General features: G+C 71.5%; 6 protein-coding genes. 2 read left to right on the plus strand and 4 right to left on the minus strand.

From position 1 onward, the window contains the following. Positions 1 to 27 precede the first annotated feature (27 nt). Positions 28 to 1,866 (plus strand): glycoside hydrolase family 15 protein, encoded by a 1,839-nt coding sequence (locus OG985_RS07275; RefSeq protein ID WP_371667399.1) that lies wholly within the window; start codon positions 28 to 30, stop codon positions 1,864 to 1,866. Here OG985_RS07275 and OG985_RS07280 read toward each other — a convergent pair. The 4 genes from OG985_RS07280 to OG985_RS07295 form a co-directional block, all read right to left on the minus strand. Further along, positions 1,775 to 2,551 carry a class I SAM-dependent methyltransferase gene (locus tag OG985_RS07280; protein WP_371667400.1) on the minus strand — a complete coding sequence of 259 codons (777 nt, stop codon included), beginning with the start codon at positions 2,549 to 2,551 and terminating at the stop codon, positions 1,775 to 1,777. The two genes, OG985_RS07275 and OG985_RS07280, sit on opposite strands and share 92 nt — an antisense overlap. Then, positions 2,548 to 6,957, minus strand: a complete 4,410-nt coding sequence (locus OG985_RS07285; RefSeq protein WP_371674287.1) for an aminotransferase class I/II-fold pyridoxal phosphate-dependent enzyme — start codon at positions 6,955 to 6,957, stop codon at positions 2,548 to 2,550. The genes OG985_RS07280 and OG985_RS07285 overlap by 4 nt, the downstream gene beginning before the upstream one ends. Before the next feature lie 142 nt (positions 6,958 to 7,099). Continuing rightward, on the minus strand, positions 7,100 to 8,155 hold the full coding sequence (galE, locus tag OG985_RS07290) for a UDP-glucose 4-epimerase GalE (protein ID WP_371667401.1): 1,056 nt from the start codon (positions 8,153 to 8,155) through the stop codon (positions 7,100 to 7,102). 209 nt (positions 8,156 to 8,364) lie between these two features. Beyond that, entirely contained in the window at positions 8,365 to 10,989 is a 2,625-nt protein-coding gene (locus tag OG985_RS07295; RefSeq protein ID WP_371674288.1) for a YfhO family protein, read from the minus strand. 459 nt (positions 10,990 to 11,448) lie between these two features. On the opposite strand from OG985_RS07295, the gene OG985_RS07300 reads away from it, so the two are divergent. Then, positions 11,449 to 12,279 (plus strand): M55 family metallopeptidase, encoded by an 831-nt coding sequence (locus OG985_RS07300; RefSeq protein ID WP_371667402.1) that lies wholly within the window; start codon positions 11,449 to 11,451, stop codon positions 12,277 to 12,279. Positions 12,280 to 12,326: the final 47 nt, after the last annotated feature.

Here is a 12,326-nt window from a genome sequence, read left to right on the forward strand (position 1 = left end):
ACACCCCGCACGACAGAGGCACCGATCATGAGTACTCCGGTAATCGACAACGCCATCGAGGACTACGCCCTCCTCAGCGACCTGGAAACCGCCGCCATGGTCGGCCGGGATGGCTCCGTCGACTGGCTGTGCCTTCCCCGCTTCGACTCACCCGCCTGTCTGGCCGCGCTGCTCGGCACCCGGGAGAACGGGTTCTGGCAGGTGGCCCCCCTCGCCCGCGGTCCCTGCACGCACCGGGCCTACCGGCCCGACACCCTCATCCTGGACTCCGTGTGGGAGACCGCGACAGGGACGGTCCGGGTCACCGACTTCATGCCGCCGCGCACCCAACTCCCCTGCCTGGTACGGGTGATCGAGTGCCTGTCGGGTTCCGTGCCGATGCGCAGCGAACTGCGCCTGCGCTTCCACCAGGGCCGGGTCGTGCCATGGATCCGGGTCGCCGACCAGTTCACGGTCGCGGTCGCCGGGCCGGACGCCGTGTGGCTGAGCGCCGACGGCACCGTGGGGTCACCGGGCGAGGAGGACTCCACGGTCGACTTCACCGTCTCGGCCGGCCACCGGCTCGCCCTGACGCTGGTGTGGGCGCCCTCGCACCGGCCGGTCCCGCCCGCCGCCCTGAGCGTTCCGGCGGAGACGGTCCTGAAGGAGACCGGCGACTACTGGCGGCGCTGGACCGGCCGGTGCCCCTACCGGGGCCCATGGCGGGACGCCGTGGTGCGGTCCCTCATCACCCTCAAGGCCCTCACCTACGCGCCCACGGGCGGCATGGTCGCCGCACCGACCACCTCGCTGCCGGGGTGCGTCGGCGGCGAACGGAACTGGGACTACCGCTACTGCTGGCTGCGCGACTCCACCCGCGCCCTGTCCTGCCTGCTGCGCAGCGGCTACCGCGAGGAGGCGACGGCGTGGCTGGACTGGCTGGTGCGGGCCATCGCGGGCGACCCTGCCGACCTGCAGACCGTGTACGGGGTCGGCGGACAGCGATTGCTGGCCGAGTCCGAGGCGCCCTGGCTGCCCGGCTACCGGGACTCGCGTCCGGTCCGCTTCGGCAACTCCGCCGTCGGCCAGTTCCAACTGGACGTGTACGGCGAGGTGTTGGACGCCCTCTACGGGGCGGCTCAGGCGGGCATCCCGCTGCCCTCCCACGTGTGGAGTCTGGTCGAGGCCCTCATGGGCTTCCTGCACCGGCACTGGCGGGAACCGGACCAGGGACCGTGGCAGGTGCGGGGACCGCGCCGCCAGTTCGTGCACTCCAAGGTGATGGCGTGGGTCGCCGCCGACCGGGCCCTGCGGATGGGCGAGTTGCTCGGCCGCAACGGCTCCTCGGCCCGGTGGCGCGCCATGCGGGACCAGGTGCACCTGCAGGTCTGCAGCCAAGGCTGGGACGCGGAACAAGGGACCTTCACGCAGTCCTACGGCTCGGCGGAGCTGGACGCCTCCGCGCTGCTCATCCCCCGGCTCGGCTTCCTGCCCGCCGGCGACCCCAGGGTGCGCGGCACGGTCCGGGCGATGCGCGGGCTGGACGACGGCGGGTTCGTACGGCGGTACGCCCAGGGCGGCCGCGGGGTGCACGACGTGGACGGCATGCGCGGCCGGGAGGGCACGTTCGTCGCGTGTTCCCTCTGGTACGCGCACGCTCTCGCCATGACCGGCCACGCCGAAGAGGGACGGGAGGCGTTCGAGCGGGTGCTCGGCACCCGTAACGACGTGGGGCTGCTCTCGGAGCAGTGGGATCCGCGCACCGGCCGCCAACTGGGAAACGCGCCGCAGGCGTTCAGTCATGTCGCCCTGGTAGAGACCGCGTTCGCCCTCGCAGCAGAACCATCCCCGAGTCCCCGTAGTCCGGCAGCGTCGGATCAGCGTTGATGCGGGTCACCGCGAGCTCCTCGGTCAGCGGCGCGAACACCTCGGTGACGACGTCGGGGTTCACCGGGCAGCCCGGCCAGATCGAAGCGGCTCCGATCCGGTAGGTGGGCATGTTCTCCATGAACGCCGCCACCAGGTAGCCGCCCGGCACGACGGACTGGGCGAACCGGCCGCAGAACTCCGTGAACTCCTCGAAATCCTCGGTCGCGCCCTCGGCCACGAAGTGCATCGACGCGAGCCCGTAGCCGCTCAACGGCACGGTCCGGACGTCGCCGTGGACGATCCGGACCCGCGCCAGCGCGTCCGGCAGGGTGGGCGGCAGATTCGGGTCGAGTTGTCGGCACAGCGCGTAGAACGGCTGCCAGCTCGCGTCCGGGCCGTGCGTCAACTGCCTCCTCAGATAGGCGATGTTGGCGGCACCCCCCTCCACCGCCTCGATGCTGAGGCTCGCGGCGGCCGCGAGCATCAGCGGATACAGGTTGGGCCCGGCCCCGAACTCCAGAGACCGCTCGATACCGCCCGGCGGCAGGTTCCGGTAGAAGGCCGCGTGGTGGGCGATGACCGCCGCGTCGGCCTGGTGCAACTCACGGTAGTTCTCAGCGAGGTAGTCCTCGACGGGCCAGCCGTCCCAGTCCACATCGTCGTTGCGGGTCGGCGCGGGAGCGGTGGCCTCGGGTTCGGTCATCCCGGGTCAGCTCCCGGCCGCAGGGCGAAGCGTGTGGAGAGCCGGCTCAGCGCGTCGTTGAGCCGCTCGACGTCCTCGTCGGAGTTGAGGGCCGTGAGCTGCACCCGGAAGCCGACCCGGTCGCGGGGGACGAGGGGGTAGGCCGCCAGGGTCACGTAGATGCCCTGCTCCCACAGGAACGCGGCGACCGCGTCCAGGTCCGACGCGTTCGCGAGGGGGATCTCCACGATCGGCAGTTCGCACACCCCCGGCGTGGCGAGCCCGAGGCCGCGGACGTGCTCGAGCACCCGCACCGTCTTGCGGTGCAGATCGGCCCGGATCGCGTCGCCCCGGCGGTCGTTGACCTCCAGCCCGGCCAGCGTGGTGGCGAGCGAGGCCGTCGGCGAGGGCCCCGAGTAGAGGTACGGGCCGGCGGCGATCTTGAGATGGTCCTTGAGCGAGGGAGGCAACGCGATGAAGGCCAGCAACGACGAGTACGCCTTGGAGAAGCCGCCGACGAGCACGATGCCGTCGTACTGCTCGCCGGTGTGCCGTACCACGCCGTTGCCGCGGGACCCGTACGGACACGTCTCGCCGGGTGTCCGCTCACCGATGACGCCGAAGCCGTGCGTGTCGTCGATGTACAGGAGCGCTCCCCGCTCCCGGCAGATCCCGGCCAGCCGGGGCAGGTCGGGAATGTTTCCGCTCATGCTGTCGACGCCGTCGAGGCAGACGAGCCTGGGTTCACGGGAGGGTACGGCGCGCAGCAGGGCGTCGAGTTCGTCGGGAGCGTCGGCGCGGAAGCGGTACAGCGTCGCGCCCTGGCCGCGGGCCGCGACGCAGCCGTCGTAGACGGTCCGGTGCGCGGTGGCCTCGACGAAGACGTGTCCCTGGCCCGCGAGGATGGGGATCACCGAGGCGTGGATCAGGGTGGCGGTCGGCAGCAGCAGCGTGTCCGGCGCGCCGAGCAGCTCGGTCAGCCGCTCCTCGATCTCCGGGTAGAGGCGTGGGCTGCCGAGCAGACGGGACCAGCTGGGGTGGGTGCCCCACTTTCGCACCGCGGGCTCGATGGCGTCGATGATCTCCGGGTCGCAGTCGAAGCCCAGGTAGTTGCAGGAGGCGAAGTCGATCAACCAGTGGTCCCCGCAGCGGATGTGCCGGCCGCGCACCTCGTCCAGGACCGCGTCGCTCATGGGGCTGGTGCGCCGCAGGTGGTCGAGATCGGCCCAGCGGGGATCGTGCCGGATCTCCGGCGGATCGGTGGTGGTGTGGCGCATGGTGATGTGCTCCCTGTCTGCCGCTGGTGTGGGAGAGGACGCGCCGACGTTCCGGGCCGGTGGCCGGTCGCCGTTGCCGCGGCGCAGGACGACCTCGCCCTGCTCCACGGTCATCGGTGGGGCGAACAGGAAACCCTGCCCGAACCGGCAGCCCATGTCGGCCAGCATCTCTCGCTGCACCTGCTGCTCGACGCCCTCCGCGATCACCTGCAGACCGAGTGTGTCGGCCATACGGACGATGCCCTCGACGAGCGCGAACTGCCGGGGATCCTTGGGGATGTCGTCGATGAACGACTTGTCGATCTTCAGTACGTCGATGGGAAAGTCCCGTAGATAACCCAGCGAGGAGAAGCCGGTGCCGAAATCGTCGACGGCGATCCGCACACCGAGGTTCTTCAGGGATCGGACCATCGTGTCGATATGGGTGTCGCGCTGCATGAGCACCGACTCGGTCAGCTCCAGCAGCAGCGAGCCCGACGCGAGGCCCGGTGTCTGCAGGGCCTGGCGCACCTCGTCGAGGAACGTGCCGTCCTGCCACTGCCGCCCGGACACGTTGACACTGATGTACGGCGTTGTCGGCCGGCGCGCCCGCTGTTGCAGCCGGGCCATGTCGGCCGCGGCGTTGTGCAGCACCCAGGCGCCGAGCGGCGCTATGTGCCCGGTCTCCTCGGCGAGCGGGATGAACTGCTCGGGCGGGACCGGGCCGTGCCGGCCACCCGGCCACCGGGCCAGCGCCTCGAAGCCGACGACCTCGCCGTCGGTGATGTCCACGACCGGCTGGTAGCGCAGCGCGAACTCCTGCCGTGTGACCGCCCGGTCCAGGCGCGCCTGGAGGTCCTGCCGCTCTGTCATCCGGACGCGCAACTGCGGCCGGAAACGTCGCCATTGGCGTTTTCCGGCGGCCTTGGCCGCGTACAGGGCGAGATCGGAGAGGGCGAGCAGTTCCTCGGCGTCCGTGCTGTCCCTCGCGGTGGCGACTCCCACGCTGGCGCAGACGCTCACGGAGCCGTCGGACAACTGGAAGGGATGGCTGAGGGTCTGGATCACCTGGGCGGCCAACAGCTCGGCGTCGAGGGGCTGTCTGGCGTCCTCCATCAGCACCGCGAACTCGTCGCCGCCGAGCCGGGCCGCGGTGTCGGTGCGCCGGAGCGCCCCCGCCAGCCGCTCCGACACCGCAACGAGGAGCCGGTCACCCACCGAGTGCCCCAGGGTGTCGTTGACGACCTTGAAGTCGTCCAGGTCGATGAAGAGCAGACAGGTGAGCGTCGACTCGCGGCGGCCGCGCAGCAGGGCGCGCTCGGTCCGCTCCAGAAGCAGCGTCCTGTTGGGCAGCCCGGTCAGCGGGTCGTGGAAGGCGCGCTGGGTCAGCTCGTGCTCCAGCTGCCGCTGCTCGGTCACGTCCCGCAGGGTCACGACCAGCCCGCCCACGGTCCGGTCCTGGCGCAGGTCACGACAGCGCACCTCCACCTCGATGCGGCCGGTGTCCCGGACCACCCACCAGTGGTCGTGGGCCTCCTCGTGCCCGTTGAGCAGGGCGGTCAGTGTGCGGTGCACCCGGTCGCGATCCTGGGGATCGACCAGCTCCCGCAGGGCCGCACCGGTCAGCGCGGAGGTGCCGAACACGGCTTCGGCGGACGGGCTGGCGTACCGCACGGTCGTGTCGTCGTTGACGATGAGGATGACGTCCGAGGCGTTGCGCACCAGGGTGCGGAAGTACGCCTCGCTCTCCTTGCGGCTGATCTCCTGCCGCAGCCCGACGCGGTCGGCCGCCAGCCCCGCGTGCGAGGCCAGGATCTCCAGCGAGCCGCGCATCTCGGCGAGCCGGCGCTCGGGGCCCGCGGCCAACAGCACGCCCGGGAGCTCGCCGCCGGCCGGGCGGTCGGGCGCGACCATGGGGCACACCAGTGCGCTCGGCAGGTCGCCGAGCCGTGCGGCGACATCGGGCGGAAGCTCGGCGACGGGCACCATCAGGGTGCGGTGGCGGACGATGTCGGCCGAGGGGGTCGCACTGACCGGCGCGGCGACCAGCCGGTCCACGTGCGCCCGCGACAGGCTCGCGTAGAGGTCCTGTGCCTTCCGGTCGGTCAGGAGCACGACCGCGTGGTGGGTCTTCGGCCCGAACAGCGCGTGCACCGCCCGGTCGCAGGAGCGGGCGATCTCCCGCGTCCCTCCGGCGGCGACGAGCGAGGCGGTCGCCCCGCGCAGGGCCAGCTCGCGCGCCACCGCCTTGCGGTGTGCCACGAGCATGCCCGCCAGACGCAGGATGACCAGCAGCAGCAGAACGCTGGAGAAGACGGCCAGCACGGTCGCGTCGCGGACCGTGCCGACCCGCTCCTCGAAGAGCTGGACCGCCGGCGCGATCAGTGTGGCCGCGGTGAGCAGCGCGAGTCGGCGCCAGGGCAGGAGCAGGGTCTGCGGCTGGGGTTGCGCCGAGGTCAGATCCGCCATGGACGGGTGCAGCGCGGCCAGTCCCCAGGCCGTGTAGAAGACGATCCAGCCGGAGTCCAGCAGGGTGCCGGCCTGCCATGATCCGTTGAGTTGCAGGATCCCGTAGGCGATGTCGAACAGGAGCAGGGTGAGCGTGCCCACGACGAGCAGTTGTACGGCGCGGTTGCGGCCGGAGAGGGGGCTCGGGGCGAGCAGGCGGATCAGCAGGGCCAGCACCAGGACGTCCCCGAGCGGATAGGCGATGCTGATCGCGCGCTGCTGCCAGGTCAGGCCTTCCAGCGTGGTCAGCGGCTGTACCAGGTAGACCCAGACCGGCAGTGCCAGACCCGCCGTGATGATCAGCGCGTCGAGCAGGCTGGGCACGTCACGGTCGGTCCAGCGGTAGCGGACGAGGCCGGACAGGCCGACGGCGAACAGCGGGTAGACGAGGAGGTAGCAGGCGTCCGACGGGGAGGGAAACGGGTTGGACGCCTGGAAGTACTGCTCCTGCACGTTGTAGTACGTGTCTCCCGCGGCGAAGGCCAGCAGCCCGGCGGCCAGCACCAGCCACGGCCAGCGGTGGACGGGCCGGTGGACGAGGACCCCGGTGACGACGGCCGCGGCACCCGCCAGCCCGATGACCGCCCACAGCGGCGCGCGCAGGACGGGAAAGGTCATGTAGAGACAGGTGACAGTCCCGACCAGGGCAAGGTAGGCGGCCATCAGACGGCGGGCCGGCAACAAGGGCAAGCGCCTCCCCGAGTTGGACGACACCGGGTCCGGAGCCCGCGTCAACCAGGGCTTTCTTCCACGATCGTAGGCACGTGACAGGCCCGGCTGCATCTCGGCGCGGGAGGCCGGAACCTCATCTCTCACTCTCCGTCCGCCGCGCGGACCCGGCATAGCCCTGCGGATTGAGCCGCTGGAACCGCCAGGCGTCCCGGCACATGGCGTCGAGGTCACGGGTGGGGTGCCACCCCCAGGCACGGGTCACGGCACGCGCGTCGGCGACGAGTTCCGCCACGTCGCCCGGCCGGCGCGGCGCGGCCTCGTAGGGAATCCGCCTGCCGCAGGCGGCGGAGAACGCGGTGACGACGTCGAGCACGGAACTGCCCTCGCCGACCCCGAGGTTGTACACGTGCATACCCGGCGCGTCGGCGAGGTGGTCGAGCGCGACCCGGTGGGCCTCGACGAGGTCCATGACGTGGATGTAGTCGCGGATCGCGGTCCCGTCACGGGTGGGATAGTCGGTGCCGAAGACCCGCAGCCTGTCGTGTCGGCCGACGGCCACCTGGGCCACGTACGGCAGGAGGTTGTCGGGAACGCCGCACGGGTCCTCGCCGAGCAGTCCGCTCGGGTGGGCGCCGACCGGGTTGAAGTAGCGCAGGCACACCACGGTGTACTCGGGGCGGCGGCGGCAGACGTCGGAGAGGATCTGCTCGCAGGTCCACTTGGAGGCCGCGTAGGGGTTGGTGGGCCTGGCGGGGGTGGACTCGTCGAGCGGCCCCGTGCCGGCGTCGCCGTAGACGGAACAGGACGAGGAGTACACGAGCTGGTGCACTCCGTGCTCGTGCATGGTCCGCAGCAGGGCGGTCGTGCCGCCGACGTTGGCGTCGTAGTACTCCACGGGCCGCTGGACCGACGCGCTCACGCTCTTGAACGCGGCGAAGTGCACGACGGCGTCCACCGAGTGCCGGTCGAAGACCGCGGAGAGGGAGCGCCGGTCGCGGATGTCCAGTTCGTAGACGGCGCCCGCGAAGCGGCCCGCGATCCGTTCCACGCGGGCGAGAGCCTGCGGCGTACTGTTCGAGTAGTCGTCGACCACGATCAACTCGTATCCGTGGTCCAGCAGTTCTGCGCAGGCATGGCTGCCGATGAAGCCGGCCCCGCCGGTGACGAGGACGGTTGACGGTCCGCTCATGGCCCGCTCCCGTATGTGGCGGCCGCGCTCGGGGAGTCCGCTGTGACACGGACCCGGGACGCCGTACGTTTACGGCGTATATATCCGACTTTGCCCCTCTTGTCCCCTGGAGTCAAGGCTCCTGACCGACCGGTCGGAGCCGGCCTGCCCACGGCCGGTCTCCCGTCCCCGCGCTCGGCGACCGCCATGAGGAAACGCGTGGCTTCCCCTCACGGTCGGCCCTGCGATCCCCGGTGGCGGCCAAGCCGTCGACGAACGGCGGGGAAACCGGCCAACAGGCACAGACCGAACAGCGAGGCGGCTCCGACGACCGCACCCAGGCGCAGCCCGGGCGGGCGGAAGGTGCAGGTGAGGCTGGTCGAGGAGCCGTCGAGGGGCACGGCGACCAGCCCGTGGAAGTTCCCGGCGGGTACGGCGGAGGCGTCACCGGTGGCGCAGCGCCAGCCGGCGATCCGGGGAGCCGCGAGGACCGCGGTCCCCGCGCTGCCGACCGGGAGGCGGGCCCGGACGGTGTTGTCCGAGACACTCACGTCGGTGGCGCCGGTGGTTCTCAGCCGTGCGGCGACGGTGCGCAGCCGAGCGGTGTCGAGGCAGCCGACCGCACCGTCGGGGACGTGGCTGGGCCGGTTCGGGGACAGCTCGACCACGAGTCCGCCGGAGGCCGCGACCGTGCCGAGTCGCTGCATGGCGGCGATCTTGGTGACCGGGTCGGACCTGAAGCGGCCGGTCAGGCTGCGCGCAGAGGCACCGCTGAGCCGTGCGGTGCCCGCGAAGTGCGGAGCCCACAGGTAGACCTCGCTGCCGGCCGGGCAGCGCGCGGTGATCGTGGGCTTCGGCGCCGGGGCCCCGGCGCTCCGCGTGGACAGGGCGTCCAGGCGCCGCCCCGGCCGCTTCCCCTCCTCGCGGGCCGCCGTCCTTCCCTCGCCGGTGCGCACCGTCAGGCGGGGCACGGTGTAGACCCGATCGCCCAGCAGCAGTTCCTGATTGCGGTAGGGCGACGACCCGTAACCGCCCGCGCGTACGGCCGCACCGGCGAGGTCGTGCGGCCGCACCGTGACCAGAGGCGGCACGTCCTGCCGGGAGACCGTCACCCCGCTGCCGTCCTGGGCGAACCAGTTCTGGTGCGGATCCGGCGGGGAACGCACCCGCGCTCCGACCGAGAAGATGACGTCGGTGACCGCGTTGTCAAGGCTTTGCAGGCTACGCCCGCCCGAGGTCCAGCCGCCGCCGAGCGCGGTGAGGGTGCCGCTGAGGACGTCGGAGGTGTGACTGCTGTAGTACTGGGCGCCCTGTCCACCCACCATCAGCGGGTCGTTGCCGACGGTCTGCTCCCGGCCCGGGTCGGTGCGGTGACGGGGCCATCCGTCGGCCTCCGAGACCGCCTCCGACTGCTGCTGCTGCCGTGCTCCCCAGGGCGCGTAGTCGTCCATGCTCACCAGCCGCAGCCGGGCGGCCACGGCCGTAGTGGCGGTCGCCTCGCCGAACTGGACGGTGATGAGCAGCGCCGCCGCGCACCCCACCAGAGCGGTACGACGCCCGCCGCCCGCCGGCCGCGGGCCGGCCGTGCGGCTGAGCAGGAACAGCCCGGTCGCCGCCGCCGACGCGGCGACCGCCAGGACCGGCCAGACGAAGGGCCGCACCAGACCGCCGCGGCTCCCGACGGCGGCGAGCAGCACGAGCAGCGCGGCCGCCGCGGACAGCGCGCGCCGGTCGGGTGGGCCGTAGGACAGCGCCTGCCAAGCGGCGATCACCAGCAGCGCACACACCACGAAGGCCTCGCGGTACGAACTGCCCTGCGGGGTGGTGAAGGCGTGCCAGGCCAGATGGGTCGGCTCCCACTGCATCGACACCGTCACGGCGACCACCAGCAGCGTCCAGCCGGCGCGCACCCGCCGAGGCACCGCCCGGTGGAAGGGCAGGGCGAGAGCGAGCAACAACGCCGTGGTGCCCACGAACAGAGCCGGCGAGCCGAAGCTGTACGTCGCCGGCAGCAGCCGGGCCGTCAGGTCCTCCCCCGACACCGGGGTGAAGTGGGTGAACCGGCCGGGAGAGGCGTGCCTGGTTCCGAAATACACCACCGTCACCAGCGGTGCCGCCAGGCCCACCCCCAGCCCGAAACTCACACCCGCCCGGCCGGCGACCGCGAACCTCCGGCGCGGCGGCAGATCGGTCAGCACCAGCCGCAGCAGCAGCACCAGGCAGGCGGCGAGAGTGGCCATGTACGCGGTGTAGAAGTTCGCGATCCAGGCCAGGGCCACGACCAGCACACCCAGGATTCGGCGCCGGCCATGGAGCGTCCACTCGCCCACCAGGCACAACAACGGCAGCGCGATCAGCCCGTCGAGCCACATCGGGTTGTACGCCGCATCCGCCACACTCCAGCCGCACAAGGCGTACGAGGCACCCAGCAGGCCTGCCGCCCACCAGCGGCCCGGACGCAGGGTGAGCAGCAGCGAGGCCATGACCGCGCCCGCACACGCCGTCTTGAGCAGCGTGATCACATACACGGCGAGGTCGATCTCGTCCCGCGGGAACACCACCACGAGCAGAGCGAACGGACTGCTGAGATAGGTACCGAAGTCGGGCACGAAACTGGCGCCGAACCCTGACTGCCAGTTGACGAGGAGACCGCCGTCGGCCTTTCCGTGCAGCAGGTCCCACAAGTGGGCGTGAAAGGGCAGGTACTGGTTGCCCAGGTCGTTGATGCTGCGGGTACGCGGTCCGAAGGGATAACTGCGGGCAACGGCACTGGCCGCACACAACGCCGTGACAGTGATCGCCGCCGCGAGAAGGGCCGCGGCCTGCCGGGGGCCGGCAGGCCGCAGCAGCCGCAACAGCCGCCGCGTACGCCCGCTTTCCCGACCGGAAGGCTGCCCGGCGGACAGCTCGGAGCGGGCCCCGGAAGCCCGCTCGCCGCTGGTCACCGCAGCGCTCCGGGCAGGATCGAACAAACCGGTCACAGCAGTCCCCCACGTGTATCCGCCGCATGGCGTCTCGTCCGGGGGTTCCCCTCCCCCGCACGGCGGCAATTCGCCGAATTAGACGGGGAAAACCTCCGCATGGTTGTGCCGCGACGGACGACGAAAAGCGAATTCCGCGTTCACCGACAGCTATTGCGGAACGAGTCGCAGCCCGCGAGGAAAGGGAAATCATTCACGCAATGAAGGAATGTTGTCCCACACATGAACAGTGAGTGGAGCAGGTCGTCGGCTCCGCGGGCGGTCGCCCCTTTTCGGGACCCGCGGCGTGCGTGGGAGGCTCTCCTCAACGATCACGTCTGAGGAGTACGGCCAGTGCGGATTTACATCAGTGCCGACATGGAGGGCATCACGGGGCTCGTCGACGCCGACGACGTCCAGCCCGGCGGCCGGGACTACGAGCGCGGACGGCTGATGATGGCGGAGGACGTCAACGCCGCCATCCGTGGGGCCGTCGCGGCCGGCGCGACCGACGTCACCGTCAACGACGCTCACGGCCCCATGCGCAACCTCCTTCCGGAGGCCCTGCACCCGGCAGCCCGCCTCATCCGCGGCAAACCCAAGCAGATGGGCATGCTCGAAGGCCTCACGCCCGAGCACGACGCCGTGGTCTGCGTCGGCTACCACTCCCGGGCCGGCGCGCTCGGCGTGCTGAGCCACAGCTTCATGGGCCACGAGATCGAGGACATGTGGCTGGACGGCCGGCCGGTGGGCGAGATCGGCCTGGCCCACGCCACCGCGGCGGCCATCGGCGTTCCGGTGGTGGCCCTCACCGGTGACGACTGCGCCTGCGCGGAGATGGCGGACTGGGACGTATCGGTCTCGACCGTCGCCGTGAAGCATGCGCGGGACCGTTTCGCGGCGGAGCTGCGCCCGGCCGAGGAAGCACGCGCGGCCATCGAGGAGGCCGTCGCCGCCGCCCTCTCCGCACGACCGTCGGGTGCGGCAGTACCTTCGGGTCCGTCCACCCTCGCCGTCCGGTGGCAGTCGGCCTCAGTGGCCTCCACCCTCCTGGGAATACCGGGCGTCAACGCCACGGACACGCGGACCGTCCAGACGCAGGGCCCTCTGCCCACCCTGTACCGGCTCTTCGGCGTATGGATGCGGGTGGCCGCCTCCCTGACCAACCAGGCGCCGTACTGCTGACGGTCGCGCGCCCGGTGTCACGTGGATCGAGCACGTCGCGGACGGCG

It is taken from the genome of Streptomyces sp. NBC_00289, assembly GCF_041435115.1.
Taxonomy (GTDB): Bacteria; Actinomycetota; Actinomycetes; order Streptomycetales; family Streptomycetaceae; genus Streptomyces.